The organism is Rhodospirillum centenum SW, from assembly GCF_000016185.1.
In the GTDB taxonomy this organism is placed as follows: Bacteria; Pseudomonadota; Alphaproteobacteria; order Azospirillales; family Azospirillaceae; genus Rhodocista; species Rhodocista centena.
The window spans coordinates 3,811,117-3,827,500 of the sequence record NC_011420.2; the positions used below are offsets into that span (position 1 = coordinate 3,811,117).

Genomic DNA, 16,384 nt, shown 5'->3' on the forward strand with positions numbered 1-16,384 from the left:
AAGGACCGGCAGGCCGGGTGGCGCCAGGGCGCCCGGCCTGCGTCATGCGGCACGCGGAGCATTTCCAGAACCGGCGGGAAACGCTCCGCGTGTTTCGTGCTCCTCAGTCGCCGGGCCACCTCCGGCGGCTTGGCTTGCGCCCCTTGCGGGGCGGGGCTGCGGTCGCAGCCCTGCGTCTTTCCAGACGGGCTGGAAAGACGCCTATCGCGTCAGGTCGAAGGCGTAGTCCGTCGTGCCCGTCTCGCTGGACTCGGCGTCCAGCGTCTCGAAGATCCGGTCCAGGATCTTCACCAGCACCGACAGGCCGCCCTGATAGCCCATGATCGGGAAGCGGTGGTGGTGGTGCCGGTCGAAGATCGGGAAGGTCAGCCGGATCAGCGGCGTGCCCGTGTCCCGCTCCAGATACTTGCCGTAGGAGCTGCCGATCATCAGATCGACCTTCTCCGTGAACAGGAACGAGCGCAGGTGCCAGAGGTCCTTGCCGGCCCAGACGTTGCAGCCCTTGCCGTAGGGCGACGAGGCCAGCAGGGTGTGCATCTGCTCCTCCCACGCCTTGTTGCCGTTGGTGGCAAGGCAGTGGACCGGCTCGCCGCCCGTCTCCAGGACGAAGCGGGCCATGGCGTAGACGAAGTCCGGATCGCCGAAGATCGCGTACCGCTTGCCGTGCAGGTAGGACTGGCTGTCGGCGATGGCGTCCACCAGCCGGCCGCGCTCCAGCCGGAGCTGCTCGGGGATGCCCTTGCCGGCCAGCCGCGCCACCTCCATCAGGAACTCGTCGGTGGCGGAGACGCCCAGCGGGTAGTGGAACGCCTTCACCTGCTGGCCCTTGCCCTCCACATACTCCAGCGTCTTGCGCGTGCAGTATTCCTGAAGCGACAGGGTGGCCTTGGCGTTCAGCGCCGCCCGCACGTCCTCCAGCTTCGTGCCGCCGGCGAACATGCGGAACTCGCCGTCCGAGGGCGTGTCGAACTGGTCGGAGGTGTCGGCCAGGACCGTCGCCTTCACCCCCATCAGCCCCAGCATCCGCTTCAGCTCGCGGATGTTGCCGACGCAGAAGCCGTCGAAGCCGGGGATGATGTTGATGCGGTCGGTGTGGACGTGCTCCCGGTCCTTCCAGAAATTCTCCAGGATGCCCTTCACCATGACGTCGTAGCCATCGACATGGCTGCCGACGAAGGCGGGGGTATGGGCGTAGGGCACGTCGAAGTCCTGGGGCACGGAGCCCTTGACCTTGGCGTTCGTGATGAAGGCCTGGAGATCGTCGCCGATGACCTCGGCCATGCAGGTCGTGGACACGGCGATCATCTTCGGCGCGTAGAGCGCATAGGCGTTCGCCAGCCCGTCGATCATGTTGTTCAGGCCGCCGAACACCGCGGCATCCTCCGTCATCGACGAGGAGACGGCCGAGCACGGCTCCTTGAAGTGGCGGGACAGGTGCGAGCGGTAGTAGGCGACGCAGCCCTGCGAGCCATGGACGAAGGACAGCGTGCCCTCGAACCCGGCGGCGGCGAACACCGCGCCCAGCGGCTGGCAGGCCTTGACCGGGTTGATGCTCAGGGCCTGGCGGGCGAGGTTCTTCTCCCGGTATTCCCAGGACTTCGTCCATTCGCCGATCTGCACGACCTTCTGGTCGGGATGGCCGCACTCGAACTCGGCCTTCTTGCGGGCGAACATCTCCTGATATTCGGGCTCGCGGAACAGCCGGGCGTAGTCGAGCACCGTCTCAGCGGACTGGGGCATCGTCGTTGCCTCCTCTCGTATGGCAGGCCGTCTCGGGGCGCGTCACTCGGCAGCGGCCGGCATGACGTCCCAGGGCGCCTTGAAGAGGCCCCAGACGGGATTGTTGATGGCGAGGTCCATGTCGCGGGCGAAGATGGCGAAGCCGTCATAGCCGTGATACGGGCCCGAATAGTCCCAGGAGTGCATCTGCCGGAACGGGATGCCCATCTTCTGGACCGGGTACTTCTCCTTGATGCCGGAGCCGACCAGATCGGGGCGGACGCCCTCGATGAACTTCTCCAGTTCGTAGCCGGTCACGTCGTCGTAGATCAGCGTGCCGTTCTTCACGTAGTGGCCGGTGCGCTGGTAGTCGTCGCTGTGGGCGAACTCGTAGCCCGTGCCGACGATCTCCATGCCCAGATCCTCGTAGGCCGTGATGACGTGGCGGGGACGCAGGCCGCCGACATAGAGCATGACCGTCTTGCCCTCCAGCCGGGGCCGGTACTTGGCGATCACGGCATCGACCAGCGGCCGGTACTTCGCAATCACCGCCTCGCAGCGGTCGATGATCTCCGGCCCGAAGTGGCGGGCGATGGTGCGCAGGCTCTGCTCGATCTGGGTCGGGCCGAAGAAGTTGTATTCCTCCCAGGGGATGCCGTGCTTCTCCTCCATGTGCCGGCAGATGTAGTTCATCGACCGGTAGCAGTGGATCAGGTTCAGCCGGGCCTTGGGCGCCCGCTCGATCTCGGCCAGGGTGGCATCGCCGGACCAGGCACCGATGACCCGCAGGCCCATCTCTTCAAGCAGGATGCGCGAGGCCCAGGCATCGCCGCCGATGTTGTAGTCGCCGATGATGTTGACGTCGTTGGGACCGGCCTCGAACGCGATCTCCTTCTTGTCCAGCACCCAGTCGCGGATCACGTCGTTGGCGATGTGGTGGCCGAGCGACTGGGAGACGCCGCGGAACCCCTCGCAGCGCACGGGCACGATGGTCTTGCCGTGCTCCTTGTTCTTCTTCTTGGCGACGGCCTCGATGTCGTCGCCGATCAGGCCGATCGGGCATTCCGACTGGATGGAGATGCCGTTGGCGAGCGGGAACAGGTCCACGATCTCGTCGATCAGCTTCTCCAGCTTCTTGTCGCCGCCGAAGACGATGTCCTTCTCCTGGAAGTCCGAGGTGAACTGCATCGTGACGAAGCTGTCCACCCCGGTCGTCCCGGTATAGTAGTTGCGCCGCTGGCTCCAGCTGTAGTGGCCGCAGCCGACGGGGCCGTGGCTGATGTGGACCATGTCCTTCACCGGCCCCCAGACCACGCCCTTGGAGCCGGCATAGGCGCAGCCGCGGATGGTCATGACGCCGGGGATCGACTTGATGTTCGACTTGACGTCGCACTCGGTCACCGGCTGGTCGGTATCCGCCGCCTCCTCGCCCGGTGCGGCGACGGCCAGATGCTTGCGCCGGCGCTTGGCCGACTTCTCGGGATAGCGGGCGAGGACGTCCTCGATCAGTCTCGTGTTGAACTCGGCCTCGGCCTGACCGTCTTCCCGGCCGCTCGGCAACGTGGTTTCCATGGGTGGGGCTCCTTGGTCGGGGGACAGGGGCCCGGGCGGCCGGAAGGCCCGCGCCGGTCCGTCCGGGATCAGCCGGCGACGGCGGTGGCGGCTTCCTTGGCCTGGAGTTCGGCGAGCTGCTGCTCTTCGGTCTTCATGATGCCGAACTCGATCAGCATGTCCTCCAGCTCCTCCATGGTGATGGGGGTGGGGATGACGCCCTTGCCGGAATTCTCGTGGATCTTGCGGGCCAGCTCGCGGTACTCCGCGGCCTGCTTGCTGTCCGGGGCGTACTGGATGACCGTCTGGCGGCGCAGCTCGGCGTGCTGCACGATGTTGTCACGCGGCACGAAGTGGATCAGCTTGCAGCCCAGCCGCGCGGCCAGCGCCTCGGCCAGCTCCAGCTCCTTGTCGGTCTTGCGCTCGTTGCAGATCAGCCCGCCCAGGCGCACGCCGCCGCTGTGGGCGTACTTCAGGATGCCCTTGGCGATGTTGTTGGCGGCATAGAGCGCCATCATCTCGCCGGACATGACGATGTAGATTTCCTGGGCCTTGTTCTCGCGGATCGGCATGGCGAAGCCGCCGCAGACCACGTCGCCCAGCACGTCGTAGGACACATAGTCCACGTCGTCGTAGGCGCCGTTCTCCTCCAGGAAGTTGATGGCCGTGATGACGCCGCGGCCGGCGCAGCCCACGCCCGGCTCGGGACCGCCGGACTCGGTGCACTTGATGCCCTTGTAGCCGACCTTCAGCACGTCCTCCAGCTCCAGGTCCTCGACCGAGCCGGCCTGGGCGGCGAGGTGGAGCACGGTGTCCTGGAGCTTGGTGTTCAGGATCAGGCGCGTGCTGTCGGCCTTGGGGTCGCAGCCGACGATCAGGATCTTCTGGCCCATCTCGACCAGGGCGGCGAGCGTGTTCTGCGAGGTGGTGGACTTGCCGATGCCGCCCTTGCCGTAGAAGGCGATCTGGCGGAGCTTGTTGCGGGCCATGGGAGCGCTCCTGTCTGGTGTCGCATACCGTCATGCGGGCCGCGCCATCGGCGGCACGGACCCTGGAAGAGCAACCGCCATGCCAAGCGGGTCCGGCCCCGGACCAACCCGATATAGTACTTGTTTTTCAATTGCTTATAGAAAGTGGCGCGGACCGATGGCGGCTGTCGGGCCGTTGTCGCAAACGCGACAAACGTCGGACATTCGGCGCCCCTCCGCCGCAAAGAAAACGCCGGCGCTGGAGGGCGCCGGCGTGTCGAGGGGGACAGGGGAACGGAACGGGTCAAAGACCGGAGTCAGGGATCAGGCGTTGAGGCCCTGCCAGGGTTCGCGCGCCAGGGCGGCGAGCGGCGGCAGCCGGCGCCGCCGGCGCCCGTCCTGCCACCAGTCATGCAGGACGGAGAGGCGGGGATAGAGCAGGGTGCCGCGGCCGCCGGAGAAGGCCATCCAGGCTTCCACCGTGCTGCGCTTCACCGCCGTCAGGACGGGCACCCCGGCCATCACCGCCCGGGCGATCTCGTCGCGCAGGCCACCGCCCGACGCCTCCTGCTTGCCGAAGCGGGAGACGAAGACCAGATCGGGCGCGGCCAGTGTCGCCATCCGGACCCGCAGGGATGCCGCCAGCAGGCGTGCGGGGTCGAGCCGGCAACTGCTGGCCCCGGGACCGAGATCCTGACAGATGCGGATCACTTCGTTGCTGCCGACGTCCAGCACCTGCATCAGGGCGCGCGGGCCGCACCCCTCCGGCCCCGGTGGAAGCTGCACGACACCGCCGATGCGCTCTCCGGCGGCGGACAGTTCAGCCGCGAACTGGCCCATCAGCAGATCGACGTTGACGCCGCTGTCATAGACGATGGCGGCCAGCGCCCAGGGATTGAAGAAGTCGGTGTCGTCCAGTTCGGTCACGGCCATGTCGGCTCTCCCTGCTGCCTGCGGACGGGGTCCGGGGTTGACTGTCGCGGCTGCCTCATTTCCGGGCAACCCCTTGATACGGTGGGAAACTGCCCCGCGACCGGAGCGACCGCGGACTTGCCAGGGCATCCCGTCGGTTGCATGCTGGCAGGCGCAGCCCCGGCTGCCCGTGGCATCCTCGCTGCCAATGTCCCTGCCCTCGCCCCTGACGGGAGACCAGACCGCCATGAGACTGTCCGCCCGCAACCAGATGCCCGGAACCGTCGTCGCCGTGACCCGCGGCGCCACCACCAGCCACGTGAAGATCGAGGTGGCGGCCGGCATGATCATCACCGCCGCCATCACGAACGAGGCCGCGGAGGAACTGGGCATCGCCGTGGGCCGCAAGGCGACGGCGATCATCAAGGCATCCGACGTGCTGGTCGGGATGGAGTGACGGCCGGGGGCGGTCCGGTCGCCCTGGCCTGACCGCCCCTGGTGGCGTGCCCGCCCCTGGATCTTGCGGCGGCGCCATCACACCCGTTCCCCCGCCAGCACGGGGACGAGATCGGCCAGCGGCGCGTCGATCCGGGTGATCCCCTGCTCCGTCAGGAAGCGCGCCTCGTTGCGGGTCGGCGCGCCGTCCAGCACGGCGTAGTGCGGGCCCTGCGACCGCTTCATGATCTGCCGGGCGAAGATGCGCAGCATCTGGTCGTCGAAGCGGCAGCCCAGGAACAGGAAGCCGCGCCCCGTCCGCCGCTCCTTCACCATGGGGGGGATCGGCGTCTGGATGTCGATCTCCGTCAGGACCTCGACATAGTCGGAATCCGACACGAGCATGTCGGCATCGGGCTCGACCGCGCCGTGCGGCCGGTAGACCAGGGTGGACCAGGTGTCCGACACCTCGTCCGGCACGGCCCGGCCGGCAGCGTCGCGGGTCTTCCACCACCAGCTCGGGCAGCCGGCCGGGCCGACGCCGTGGCGGCTGGTCCCGGCCACGCTGCCCCACCCCACCGATCCGGCCAGCGCCGTCTCCAGCGTCCGGTCATACCAGGCGGAGACGACCAGAGGCGGCCGCGCCCGCGCCACCAGCCGGTGCAGCGCGTTGGGACGCAGCGGCGGGGCGAAGGCCTCGCGCATCAGCGCACGGACGGTCTGGCGGTGGCGTGCCCCCTCGATGTACTGCGCCGTGGCCCAGACATTGCCCCGCACCCGCCTGGGCAGGGCGACCCTGGCCGCGAAGAACGCCGCCAGGGCCTGCGGGCTGTCCGGCACCGGGCCGGGTCCGTCGAGCGACAGCACGCCCGGCCCCAGGAACGGGACCAGCCGGCCTTCGGCAAGTCCGTCGGCGATCTGCGGCAGCATCGGCATGGACCTTCTCCTGAGCCAGGGGACTGGGACAAGGGGTGCTCACTCCTCGCCGCGGCGGCGGGCCTCCACGGTCACCGGCAGGCGCGTGTCCGCCGCCATCTCCGGCAGGTCCAGCACCCAGCCGTTCTTCAGACGGACCCAGCCGCCCCAGAGGGCGGGGTGTTCCATCTCCACGACCGGCTGTTCCAGGTCCTTCTTGGGGACGTAGATCGAGGGTCCCTTGGCGGTCCGCCTGACCATCACCTTCATGGCCGGCCTCCCGGCGCCGCGGCAGTCTCCTCGGGACGGAGCAGTTCCTTGCCGCGCATCCCGACGACGACGCCCCGGTCCACCCATTCCACGGCATAGACGTAGAACTGCTGGAGGAAGGTGCCGACGTCGCGCACATAGCCGAGGTCGCCCTTCAGCACCAGCACGTCGCCGATGTCGCGGCCGGGAAAGGTGCCGTCGTTCTTCACCCGGTAGCGGGCGACGACCTTCTGGCCGGGCCGGAAGACGGGCGGCCCCGCCAGTTCGTTGACGGTTTCCCTGCGCATGGGCTTCTCCTGCGGGGTAACGGAGCCCGCCGGCGGGGGGCGCCGGCGGGCGGGGATCAGGCCGGGACGCAGGTCTTCGGCACCGGGCAGACCTCGGCGCACTGGGGCCGGTCGAAGCTGCCCTGGCATTCGGTGCACTTGGTGGCGTTGATGATGTAGGCGTCGCCCTTCATGGCGATGGCCCCGTTGGGGCATTCGAATTCGCAGGCGCCGCAGGCCGTACACTGCGAGACGATGATCTTGTAGGCCATGGCAAAGGCTCCTTCGCTGGAAGAGGGGTCGGGGGATTCAGGCGGTGACGGCCGTCGCCCCTGCGCGCCCGCCCAGGGCGGCGGCGATGGCCGTTTCGATGTAGTCGTAGGCGTGGGCGTCGCTGACCTCGATGCCGGCCGCGGCAAGGCGCTGGCGCGGGCAGTCGCCGATCCGGGCGCAGAGGACGAGGGCGATGCCGTCCAGTGCTGCGAGCAGGCCCTCCAGCCCGTCCTCGTCGCCCTGGCCGCCCTTGCAGTAGGTGTCGTCCAGGCGGCGCAGGCCGGCGAAGGCGATGCGCCCACCGCGCGCCTCGAAGATCTGGAATTCGCGGGCATGGCCGAAATGCTGGTTCACCCGCCCGCCGCCCTTGGTCGCCACCGCGACCAGCAGGGCCGGCGTGTCGGCCAGGGCGGTGACGGCCTCCGCCGCCGCCGCGGCGCGGTCCGCCCGTTCCGCCGCCACCCAGGCGCGGTATTCGGCGCGGGCGCTCCCGTCGTCCAGGACGGGCTCCTGGACCGGGTCGCCCAGCCTGTCCAGGGTGAACTCCTGGCCGCGGTCCTCCCCCAGCAGGCCGACCGCGTCGGCGCGGCACTGGCGGCAGTGGCGCATCAGCTTCGCCCCGCCTTCCAGCCGGTCCTGCAACGCCGACAGTTCGCGCGCCGTGGGGCCGCGCTGGCCGGCGAGACCGAAGGCCGTGCCGTGCGCCGGGTCGGAGATCAGCGGCATGATGTTGTGCAGGAAGGCGCCGCGCGCCGTGACCTGGCGGTTCACCTCCTCCAGGTGCGCGTCGTTGATCCCGGGGATCATGACGGAGTTGACCTTGACCAGCACGCCGCGCGCGGTCAGGCGCTCCAGCCCCTCCATCTGGCGTTCGTGCAGGAGGCGCGAGGCGTCGCGGCCGGTCCAGCGGCGGTGGCCGTGGTAGATCCAGGGGTAGATGCGCTCGCCGACCTCGGGATCGACCATGTTGATGGTCACGGTCACATGGTCGATGTTCATGTCCACGATCTCGTCCACCAGCTCGGGCAGGGCGAGGCCGTTGGTGGAGAGGCAGAGCCGGATGTCCGGCAGCCGGCGCGCCACCAGCGCGAAGGTGGCGCGGGTCCTGGCCCAGTCGTAGCAGGCGTCCCCCGGCCCCGCGATGCCCAGCACGGAGAGCTGCGGCACCGAGGCGGCGACGGCCAGCACCTTGCGCGCGCCCTCCTCCGGCGTCAGCCGTTCGGAGACGACGCCCGGCCGGCTCTCATTGGCGCAGTCGAACTTCCGGTTGCAGTAGTTGCACTGGATGTTGCAGGCCGGCGCCACCGCGACATGCATGCGGGCGAAGTAATGGTGCGCCTCTTCCGAGTAGCAGGGATGGTCCTTCACCTTGGCCCAGACGTCCGGCGGCAGGCTGGCCGCCCCGGCGGCGGAGCCGCAGGTGCCGGCGGAGCATCCCGCTTTCGGGGCCGAGGCCGGAACCGGGGCCGCCGCCTTGCCCGTCAGCAGACTGTCGAGCGGGATCACCTGGGCCATGGTCGGACCTCCGGGCTGAGGAGCGGGTCATCACCCCTGAGCAAGCCCGGTGCCAGTTGCGGGGAATCCAGGAAATGCAGGGCTTCCGGCCGGTCCCGCCGGCGATGCGGCGGACGTTTGTCGGGGATGCGACACAGCCGATGTGGGGAAGCCGACAGGCCGCCGGACAGCGCCGCCGGGCGGCAGCGCGCTCAGAATCGCTGCACCTCGATCCCGTGCTTGCGCAGGGCGTAGCCGATCTGCCGCGGCGTCAGCCCCAGGATGCGGGCCGCCTTCGCCTGCACCCAGCCGGCCGTCTCCATGGCCTGGATCAGCCGTTCCTTCTCGCTCTCGTCCGTCAGGCTGCCATGGCCGGCGTGCGGAGCGGGGGCGGGCGGCGGCGGGGGCGGCGAGGCCGGCCGGGGACGCGGCGGCGCCAGCTTCACATCGGCCAGGGGCGTGAAGCCCTGGGCCGGGGCCGCCTTCATCTCCCGCGACGGCAGAAGCTGGGCGGACAGGCAGGATTCGTGCTGGCAGGTCAGTTCGGGGGCCGTGATGACGGAGCCGCGGGCCAGCGTCGCCGCCCGCTTCACGCAGTTCTCAAGCTCGCGCACGTTGCCCGGGAAGTAGCATCCCTGAAGGACGGACAGGGCGGCGGGGGCGAAGCTCAGGTTGCGGCCGTTGTCGGCGTTGAACCGCTTCAGGAAGGCCTGGGCCAGGGCCGGGATGTCCGACCGGCGCTCGCGCAGCGGCGGCAGCAGCACCGGCACCACGGCGATGCGGTAGTAGAGATCGGCGCGGAACCTGCCGGAGCGGACATCCGACTCCAGGTCGCGGTTGGTCGCGGCGATGATGCGGGTGTTGACCCGGATTGTCTGGCTGCCGCCGACCCGCTCCAGCTCGCCTTCCTGCAGGACACGCAGCAGCTTCGCCTGGAAGGCGGGGGAAATCTCCCCGATCTCGTCCAGGAACAGGGTGCCGCCGTCGGCCAGCTCGAAACGGCCCTTGCGCCGTTCCAGGGCGCCGGTGAAAGCGCCCTTCTCATGCCCGAACAGCTCCGATTCCAGCAGCGTCTCCGACAGGGCGGCGCAGTTCACGCGGATGAACGACGCCTTGGCGCGGGGCGACAGTTCGTGGATGGCGCGGGCGAAGATCTCCTTGCCGGTGCCGCTCTCGCCGCGCAGCAGCACCGGCGCCGACGACGCGGCGATCGGCGGCAGCCGGTCCATCACGGCCCGGATCGCCGGGGCGGACCCGATGATCCCGTTCAGCGTGGGGCTGGACGACAGCGGCAGCGGGCGCCGGCTCTGCTCCTCCAGTTCCTTCTGGAGCCGCCACTGCTCGGCCAGCAGCCGCTCGCGGTCCTCGGCCACCTTCTGGTGCAGGACGACGCTCTGTCCCACCAGATTGGCGACCATGGAAAGAAAGCGGGTATCCTCGTCCAGCCGGGCGGCGCCGTGCGTCTCCCGCTCCGCGGCCAGCACGCCCAGCACGGCGCCGTTGCCGCGGATGGGGGCGGCGACCAGGGCGACCTGCCCGGCCGTCCCGGACGGAACCAGACCGTCGAACAGGGGATCGTTCAGGATGTCGGCGATGACCAGCGGCATGCCGTGGGCGACGACGGCGTCCAGCACCTCCCGCGGTGGCTCCAGGTTGGTCCGGCCCTCGCTGCAGATGCCCGCGGCCACCCGGTAATCCCCCAGGTCCTGGCGCAGGATCACCGCGCCGAAGCGGAACTCCAGGAACCAGAACAGGATGCGCAGCACGTCCCGGCACGCCGCTTCCATGTTCAGCGAGGAGCTGAGGATCTTGGAAATCTCATAAAGGCCCGTGAGCGCCCGGACATCGCGCTTGTTCTGGCGCCGGGCAACCTCCGATGGCTCCATCGCGGGACCTGCCTGACCTGAGGTCATCACGCCACCCCGAAACTACGGCGCCCCCGTCCCTGTCCGTGCCGCCCGTTTCCGCAGCCGGGCGTTTCGTATCGTTTCCCGGACACAAGCGTGCGCATCGCGGATCGGCAAAGTCAAGATGCCTGCCCTATCCGATTCGGACTGACCGGGCGACAGAGGGGGCGCCGGGCCGCTCAGCCGCTGCCGGGCACGGGCTCGGTGGCGCCGTGGTTCAGCTCGTCCAGGACATTGAGCCCGACGCCGAGGCGATCCATGGGCAGCAGCACGAACCAGCGGTCCAGCGGCCGGTCGGGATTGCCCTCCTGCCCGGCCTCGGTACCCGGGACGGCCAGCCAGCTCCCGCCCGGCAGCCGGCGCCCGGCCACCGACTCCAGTTCGACGCGGAATGCCTCCATGGCCGAGGCCGGCGTGTCGCCCAGGGCGGAGACGGCCGGCCCGCCGGGCCACGCCGCCTCCAGCCGGATCGCCTGACCGTCATCGCTGGCATGGGCGGTGGCGCGCAGGAGGATCACGCCGAGATCGTCCCACCCGGTCAGGGGCCGGGACGGCGCACCATGGCCTGTCTGCCCGGTCCGGTCACTACGGCCGCTGTCGTTCCCGCCCGTGTCGTCGTTCCTCACCACCGCCTCCCCTTGCCCGTCGTTTCGCCCTTGCCCGTCGTTTCGATGGTCGGTGCCGCCGGTTTCCGGTCCCGGCCGCGGGTGCCGACCGACACGCGAATCACTCTAACAGCCGGCACGCGACAAGGGCAGCACACATCCGGTCCGGCCCTTGTCGTGAATGCGACAAGGGCGCCGCCGGCCCGCTTTGTCGCATTCACGACAGGTCCCGTCTGAGTTTTTTCAAAGGGTTACGGAGTGGCACGCCCCTTGCCAATCCCCTCCCGCGGCCCCCGTTCCGGGGCGTCGGGTCAGGGAGTGGCACAGCATGGTGGTGTCCAGGCAGAGCGCGGCGCAGCCGGCCGGCACGGGCGGTCCCCTCCCCCCGCCGCGGGTGCTCGTCCACGACACCACCCTGCGCGACGGGGAACAGGCGGCCGGCGTCGCCTTCACCCGTGCCGAGAAACTGGCCATCGCCAAGGCCCTGGCCGCCGCCGGCGTGCCGGAGATCGAGGCCGGCATCCCCGCCAGCGGCCCGCACGAGATCGACGCCCTGCGCGCCATCGTCGAGGCCGGCCTGCCGCTTACCGTCACCGCCTGGGGACGGCTGCACCTGGGCGATGTCGAGGCCGCGGCGCGGACCGGCGTCACGCGGCTGCATCTGGCGGTTCCCGTCTCCGATATCCAGCTCTCGCACAAGCTGGGCCGCAGCCGGGACTGGGCACTGGCCGAGATCGGCCGTGTCGTCGGTGCGGCGACTGCCGCCGGCTTCGCCGTCTCGGTCGGGGGTGAGGACGCCTCCCGCAGCGATCCGGCGTTCCTGCTGGACTGCATCGCAGCGGCAGAGGCGGCGGGGGCCGTCCGCTTCCGCATCGCGGACACGGTCGGCGCGCTGGAGCCCTTCGGGACGCTGGATCTGTTCCGCCGGCTGCGCGCCGGCACGACGCTGGATCTGGAGATCCATGCCCACGACGATCTGGGGCTGGCGACGGCCAACACGCTCGCGGCCGTGCTGGGCGGCGCCAGCCATGTCTCCACCACCGTGGTCGGGCTGGGCGAGCGCGCCGGCAACGCACCGCTGGAGGAGGTGGCGGTGGCGCTCGCCACCCTGCACGGGCGCGACACCGGGCTGGACCTGACGGCCCTGCCCCGGCTGGCCGCGCTGGTGGCCGGCGCCTCGGGCCGGCCGATCCCGGCGGGCAAGAGCATCGTCGGCGCCGCCGCCTTCCGCCATGAATCCGGCATCCATGCCGACGGGCTGCTGAAGGACCCGCGCACTTATGAGGCGCTGGCACCGGCCCTGGTCGGCCGCCGCCACGAGCTGACCCTGGGCAAGCATTCCGGCGCCCGCTCGGTGGAGGCCGCCTGCGCCGGGCTGGGGCTGCCGCTGGACCCGTCGCGGGCGCGGGAGGTCGCCGGCATGGTCCGGGCCTTCAGCGCGGAGACGAAGCGGGCCCCGTCCGTGGCCGACCTGACCCGGTTCTGCGCCAGCGTCGAAGCCGCCGAAGGGGAGACCGCGCGATGCGCCTGATCGACACCCTGATGCGGCTGTCCGCGGCCGAGGAGTTCTTCGAGGTGCTGGCCGTGCCCTACGATCCGGCGGTGCTGCGGGTGGCGCGGCTGCACATCCTGCGCCGGATGGGGGAGCGCCTGTCCGGCACCGATCTGGCCGCCCTTCCCGACGGGGCCGTGCGTGCTCTGGCACGGTCGGCGCTGGAAGCGGCCTACGCAGAATTCACCCGGACCCGTCCGATCGACGCCCGCGTCTTCCAGGTCCTGAAGACGGCCCGGCATCCACGCGGCCGGTCCTTCGTCCCCCTCTCCAGCCTCCGCAGGTGAGCCATGCATCTGGTGGTCTGCATCAAGCAGGTGCCCGACAGCGCGCAGATCCGCGTGCATCCGGTGACCAACACGATCATGCGGCAGGGGGTGCCGACGATCATCAACCCCTATGACCTGTTCGCCCTGGAGCAGGCGCTGCGCCTGCGCGACGAGTTCGGCGGCAAGGTCACCGTGATGACCATGGGGCCGCCGATGGCATCCGACAGCCTGCGCCGCGCCCTGGGCGCCGGGGCCGACGCCGCGGTGCTGCTCACCGACCGCTTCTTCGCCGGGTCCGACACGCTGGCGACCAGCTTCGCCCTGTCCCAGGCGATCCGGAAGATCGGGGAGAGCGAGCCGGTGGACATGGTCTTCTGCGGCAAGCAGACGATCGACGGCGATACGGCCCAGGTCGGGCCGGGCATCGCCACCCGGCTGGGACTGCAGCAGCTCACCTATGTCGCCAAGGTCTGCGAGGTGGACCGGCAGGCCCGCACCATCACGGTGGAGCGCCGGGCCGAGGGCGGCGTGCAGGTGCTGCGGACCGCCCTGCCCTGCCTGATCACCATGCTGGAGGGAACGGCGCCGCTGCGCCGCGGCAGCCTTGCCGACATGCTGCGCGCCGCCCGTGCCGAGATCACCACCTGGAGCGCCAAGGACGCCGGCATCCAGGACGTGATGAACTGCGGCCTGCGCGGCTCCCCCACCGTCGTGAAGCGGGTCTTCGCGCCCCAGGCGCGGGCGGAGAAGGCGGCGCAGATCGCCGTCGCCGGCCGCAACCCCGACGAGATCGCGGAAGAGGTGCTGGAGCTGATCCTGGACCGCTCCCCCGGGCTTGAGGACGAACTGCACCGCCGTTCCGCCGTTGCCTGACCCCGTCGCCTGATCCCCGCGCCCGTTGCGCCGCGCCCGTGACCCCGGGCCAGAGGAGGACCGAACCGATGTCCACCCCGCCGACCCCCGCACCAGCCCCCGCATCGCCCCAGGCCGGCGGCCGCGCCAGCATGAAGAAGGAACTGCCCGAACGCTTCCGCAACCACCGCCATGTCTGGGTGGTGGTGGAGCTGGAACGGGGCGAGGTCCACCCCGTCTCCTGGGAGCTGCTGGGCGAAGGCCGCAAGCTGGCCGACAGGCTGGGCGTGGATCTGGCCGGCGTGGTCATGGGTCCGCCGACGGAGGCGACCCGCCGCGCCGCCGGAGAGGCCTTCTGCTACGGCGCCGATCTGGTCTATCTGGCCGAACATCCGGTGCTGGCGCAGTACCGGACGGAGGCCTATGCCCGCGCCCTGACCGACATCTGCGAGAGCTACAAGCCGGAGATCCTGCTGCTGGGGGCCACGACCCTGGGCCGCGATCTGGCCGGGGCCGTCGCCACCACCCTGCTGACCGGCCTGACGGCCGACTGCACGGAGCTGGCGGTGGACCAGGACGGCAGTCTGGCGGCGACGCGGCCGACCTTCGGCGGTTCGCTCCTCTGCACCATCTACACCCTGAACTTCCGGCCGCAGATGGCGACCGTGCGGCCGCGGGTCTTCGCCCTGCCGCCGCGGGTGGAGACGCCGGTCGGCCGCATCGTGCTGCACACCGTCCAGTTCGCGGAGGAGGACATCGTCACCAAGGTCCTGGACTTCGTGCCCGACGCGCTGACGGCCAAGTCCCAGCTCGCCTATGCCGATGTCGTCGTCGCCGGCGGCCTGGGCCTGCAGCAGCAGGAGAACTTCCAGCTCGTGAAGCAGCTCGCCGCCACCCTGGGCGCCGAATACGGCGGCTCCCGCCCGCTGGTGCAGAAGGGCTGGATACCGGCGGACCGCCAGATCGGGCAGACCGGCAAGACGATCCGGCCCCGGGTCTACATCGCGGCCGGCATCTCCGGCGCCATCCAGCACCGTGTCGGGGTGGAGGGGGCGGACCTGATCGTCGCCATCAACACCGACCCGAACGCCCCGATCTACGATTTCGCCCATGTCGGCATCGTGGCGGACGCCGTGCAGATCCTGCCGGCGCTGACCCGCGCCTTCACGCGGCGGCTGTCGTTCACCCGCCTGGCCGGCTGAGGAGGACCCCATGCGCGAGCATTTCCATGCCATCGTCGTCGGCGCCGGTCCGTCCGGCAACGCCGCCGCCTATACCCTGGCCAAGGCCGGGCTGAAGGTCCTGCAGATCGAGCGGGGCGAGTATCCCGGCTCGAAGAACGTGCAGGGGGCCATCCTCTACGCCGACGCGCTGGAGCGCATCATCCCCACCTTCCGCGAGGACGCGCCCCTGGAGCGGCACGTCGTCGAGCAGCGGATCTGGATGATGGACCAGGACGGCCATGCCGGGGCGCACTACCGCTCCAGCAGCTTCAATGAGGAGAAGCCGAACCGCTACACCATCATCCGCGCCCAGTTCGACAAGTGGTTCAGCCGGCAGGTGCAGGCCGCGGGCGCGCTGGTGATCTGCGAAACAACGGTGACGGCGCTGCTGCGCGGCGAGAACGGCCGGGTCGAGGGCGTAGTCACGGACCGGGAGAACGGCGTCGTCACCGCCGACATCGTGATCCTGGCGGAAGGCGTGAACGGCCTGCTGGGCACCCGCGCCGGCCTGCGCACCCGGCCGAAGGCGGAGCATGTGGCGCTGGCGGTGAAGGAGATGCACTTCCTGCCGCAGGAGACGATCGAGGCCCGCTTCAACCTGAAGGAGGATGAGGGGGTGGTGATCGAGGCCACCGGCACCATCACCGAGGGGATGGTCGGCACGGCCTTCATCTACACCAACAAGGAGAGCCTGTCGGTCGGCATCGGCTGCCTCGTCTCCGACTTCGGGGAGACGAAGACGAAGCCCTACGAGCTGCTGGACCGCTTCAAGCGGCACAGCTCCGTCCATCCGCTGATCGAGGGGGCGGAGGTGAAGGAGTACGCCGCCCACCTGATCCCGGAAGGCGGCTACAAGGCGATCCCGCAGCTCTACGGGGACGGCTGGCTGATCGTGGGCGACGCCGGCTCCTTCGTGAACGCCGCCCACCGCGAGGGGTCCAACCTCGCCATGACGACCGGCCGGCTGGCGGCGGAGACGGTGATCCACAACCGGCGGATGGGCCTGCCCAACGTGGCGGAGAACCTGAAACGCTACAAGGACGAGCTGGACAGGAGCTTCGTCATGCAGGACCTGAAGAAGTACAGGAACCTGCCCGAGACCCTGCATACCAATAAACAGTTCTTCACCACCTATCCGCACCTGATCTCCAGCGCCGCGCAGAAGCTGCTGCG

Annotated in this window: 17 protein-coding genes (1 of these 17 cut by a window edge); 6 read left to right on the plus strand and 11 right to left on the minus strand. The window is 70.0% G+C overall.

Translation table 11 applies throughout. The features are described 5' to 3' along the window. Positions 1 to 201: 201 nt before the first annotated feature. The 4 genes from nifK to RC1_RS21895 all read right to left on the minus strand — a co-directional run bounded on the left by nifK (position 202) and on the right by RC1_RS21895 (position 5,171). Positions 202 to 1,740, minus strand: coding sequence for a nitrogenase molybdenum-iron protein subunit beta (gene nifK / locus RC1_RS17605; protein WP_012568803.1), 1,539 nt, complete (start codon positions 1,738 to 1,740; stop codon positions 202 to 204). Between the two features lie 42 nt (positions 1,741 to 1,782). Beyond that, a complete protein-coding gene (gene nifD, locus RC1_RS17610) occupies positions 1,783 to 3,291 on the minus strand; it encodes a nitrogenase molybdenum-iron protein alpha chain (RefSeq protein ID WP_012568804.1) in 1,509 nt (502 codons plus the stop codon). Between the two features lie 68 nt (positions 3,292 to 3,359). Beyond that, positions 3,360 to 4,259 (minus strand): nitrogenase iron protein, encoded by a 900-nt coding sequence (gene nifH / locus RC1_RS17615; protein ID WP_012568805.1) that lies wholly within the window; start codon positions 4,257 to 4,259, stop codon positions 3,360 to 3,362. A gap of 303 nt (positions 4,260 to 4,562) precedes the next feature. Continuing rightward, entirely contained in the window at positions 4,563 to 5,171 is a 609-nt protein-coding gene (locus RC1_RS21895) for a DUF2478 domain-containing protein (protein ID WP_012568806.1), read from the minus strand. A 226-nt stretch (positions 5,172 to 5,397) separates the two neighbouring features. Between RC1_RS21895 and RC1_RS21600 the strand changes: the two genes are divergently transcribed. Further along, on the plus strand, positions 5,398 to 5,607 hold the full coding sequence (locus tag RC1_RS21600; RefSeq protein WP_012568807.1) for a TOBE domain-containing protein: 210 nt from the start codon (positions 5,398 to 5,400) through the stop codon (positions 5,605 to 5,607). A 77-nt stretch (positions 5,608 to 5,684) separates the two neighbouring features. Here the strand turns inward: RC1_RS21600 and RC1_RS17630 are convergent, their stop codons facing one another. From RC1_RS17630 to RC1_RS17660, 7 genes are all read right to left on the minus strand, one after another. Beyond that, on the minus strand, positions 5,685 to 6,521 hold the full coding sequence (locus RC1_RS17630; RefSeq protein ID WP_012568808.1) for an SIR2 family NAD-dependent protein deacylase: 837 nt from the start codon (positions 6,519 to 6,521) through the stop codon (positions 5,685 to 5,687). A gap of 39 nt (positions 6,522 to 6,560) precedes the next feature. Further along, positions 6,561 to 6,770 (minus strand): putative nitrogen fixation protein NifT, encoded by a 210-nt coding sequence (gene nifT / locus RC1_RS17635; protein ID WP_012568809.1) that lies wholly within the window; start codon positions 6,768 to 6,770, stop codon positions 6,561 to 6,563. Continuing rightward, positions 6,767 to 7,057, minus strand: a complete 291-nt coding sequence (locus tag RC1_RS17640; protein ID WP_012568810.1) for a nitrogen fixation protein NifZ — start codon at positions 7,055 to 7,057, stop codon at positions 6,767 to 6,769. Before RC1_RS17640 ends, nifT begins: the two co-directional genes overlap by 4 nt. Before the next feature lie 56 nt (positions 7,058 to 7,113). Beyond that, positions 7,114 to 7,308 (minus strand): 4Fe-4S binding protein, encoded by a 195-nt coding sequence (locus RC1_RS17645; RefSeq protein WP_012568811.1) that lies wholly within the window; start codon positions 7,306 to 7,308, stop codon positions 7,114 to 7,116. Positions 7,309 to 7,345: 37 nt separating this feature from the next. Beyond that, the gene (gene nifB / locus RC1_RS17650) at positions 7,346 to 8,824 is read right to left on the minus strand and encodes a nitrogenase cofactor biosynthesis protein NifB (RefSeq protein WP_012568812.1); all 1,479 of its coding nucleotides are present in this window, start codon (positions 8,822 to 8,824) and stop codon (positions 7,346 to 7,348) included. A 191-nt stretch (positions 8,825 to 9,015) separates the two neighbouring features. Continuing rightward, positions 9,016 to 10,689, minus strand: a complete 1,674-nt coding sequence (gene nifA / locus RC1_RS17655; protein WP_012568813.1) for a nif-specific transcriptional activator NifA — start codon at positions 10,687 to 10,689, stop codon at positions 9,016 to 9,018. 200 nt (positions 10,690 to 10,889) lie between these two features. Then, positions 10,890 to 11,336, minus strand: coding sequence for a hypothetical protein (locus RC1_RS17660; RefSeq protein WP_148213497.1), 447 nt, complete (start codon positions 11,334 to 11,336; stop codon positions 10,890 to 10,892). A 307-nt stretch (positions 11,337 to 11,643) separates the two neighbouring features. On the opposite strand from RC1_RS17660, the gene nifV reads away from it, so the two are divergent. The 5 genes from nifV to RC1_RS17685 form a co-directional block, all read left to right on the plus strand. Then, positions 11,644 to 12,846, plus strand: coding sequence for a homocitrate synthase (gene nifV / locus RC1_RS17665; protein ID WP_012568815.1), 1,203 nt, complete (start codon positions 11,644 to 11,646; stop codon positions 12,844 to 12,846). After that, positions 12,837 to 13,154 carry a nitrogenase stabilizing/protective protein NifW gene (nifW, locus tag RC1_RS17670; RefSeq protein WP_012568816.1) on the plus strand — a complete coding sequence of 106 codons (318 nt, stop codon included), beginning with the start codon at positions 12,837 to 12,839 and terminating at the stop codon, positions 13,152 to 13,154. The genes nifV and nifW overlap by 10 nt, the downstream gene beginning before the upstream one ends. A 3-nt stretch (positions 13,155 to 13,157) precedes the next feature. Continuing rightward, positions 13,158 to 14,009, plus strand: coding sequence for an electron transfer flavoprotein subunit beta/FixA family protein (locus tag RC1_RS17675; RefSeq protein ID WP_012568817.1), 852 nt, complete (start codon positions 13,158 to 13,160; stop codon positions 14,007 to 14,009). A 68-nt stretch (positions 14,010 to 14,077) separates the two neighbouring features. Beyond that, positions 14,078 to 15,190, plus strand: a complete 1,113-nt coding sequence (locus tag RC1_RS17680) for an electron transfer flavoprotein subunit alpha/FixB family protein (protein WP_012568818.1) — start codon at positions 14,078 to 14,080, stop codon at positions 15,188 to 15,190. Between the two features lie 10 nt (positions 15,191 to 15,200). After that, positions 15,201 to 16,384: the 5' portion of an FAD-dependent oxidoreductase gene (locus RC1_RS17685; protein ID WP_012568819.1), read on the plus strand. Its footprint extends 118 nt past the window's final position; the window shows 1,184 of its 1,302 coding nt (coding positions 1-1,184); the start codon lies at positions 15,201 to 15,203; the stop codon falls past the right edge of the window.

Excerpts from the sequence above, each read along its gene's own strand:
- nifK (WP_012568803.1), bottom strand. The coding sequence starts at position 1,740 with ATGCCCCAGTCCGCTGAGACGGTGCTCGACTACGCCCGGCTGTTCCGC.
- RC1_RS17630 (WP_012568808.1), bottom strand. The coding sequence starts at position 6,521 with ATGCCGATGCTGCCGCAGATCGCCGACGGACTTGCCGAAGGCCGGCTG.
- nifV (WP_012568815.1), top strand. The coding sequence starts at position 11,644 with ATGGTGGTGTCCAGGCAGAGCGCGGCGCAGCCGGCCGGCACGGGCGGT.
- RC1_RS17645 (WP_012568811.1), bottom strand. The coding sequence starts at position 7,308 with ATGGCCTACAAGATCATCGTCTCGCAGTGTACGGCCTGCGGCGCCTGC.
- RC1_RS21895 (WP_012568806.1), bottom strand. The coding sequence starts at position 5,171 with ATGGCCGTGACCGAACTGGACGACACCGACTTCTTCAATCCCTGGGCG.
- RC1_RS17680 (WP_012568818.1), top strand. The coding sequence starts at position 14,078 with ATGTCCACCCCGCCGACCCCCGCACCAGCCCCCGCATCGCCCCAGGCC.
- nifA (WP_012568813.1), bottom strand. The coding sequence starts at position 10,689 with ATGGAGCCATCGGAGGTTGCCCGGCGCCAGAACAAGCGCGATGTCCGG.
- nifW (WP_012568816.1), top strand. The coding sequence starts at position 12,837 with ATGCGCCTGATCGACACCCTGATGCGGCTGTCCGCGGCCGAGGAGTTC.
- nifD (WP_012568804.1), bottom strand. The coding sequence starts at position 3,291 with ATGGAAACCACGTTGCCGAGCGGCCGGGAAGACGGTCAGGCCGAGGCC.
- nifH (WP_012568805.1), bottom strand. The coding sequence starts at position 4,259 with ATGGCCCGCAACAAGCTCCGCCAGATCGCCTTCTACGGCAAGGGCGGC.
- nifT (WP_012568809.1), bottom strand. The coding sequence starts at position 6,770 with ATGAAGGTGATGGTCAGGCGGACCGCCAAGGGACCCTCGATCTACGTC.
- RC1_RS17675 (WP_012568817.1), top strand. The coding sequence starts at position 13,158 with ATGCATCTGGTGGTCTGCATCAAGCAGGTGCCCGACAGCGCGCAGATC.
- RC1_RS17640 (WP_012568810.1), bottom strand. The coding sequence starts at position 7,057 with ATGCGCAGGGAAACCGTCAACGAACTGGCGGGGCCGCCCGTCTTCCGG.
- RC1_RS21600 (WP_012568807.1), top strand. The coding sequence starts at position 5,398 with ATGAGACTGTCCGCCCGCAACCAGATGCCCGGAACCGTCGTCGCCGTG.
- nifB (WP_012568812.1), bottom strand. The coding sequence starts at position 8,824 with ATGGCCCAGGTGATCCCGCTCGACAGTCTGCTGACGGGCAAGGCGGCG.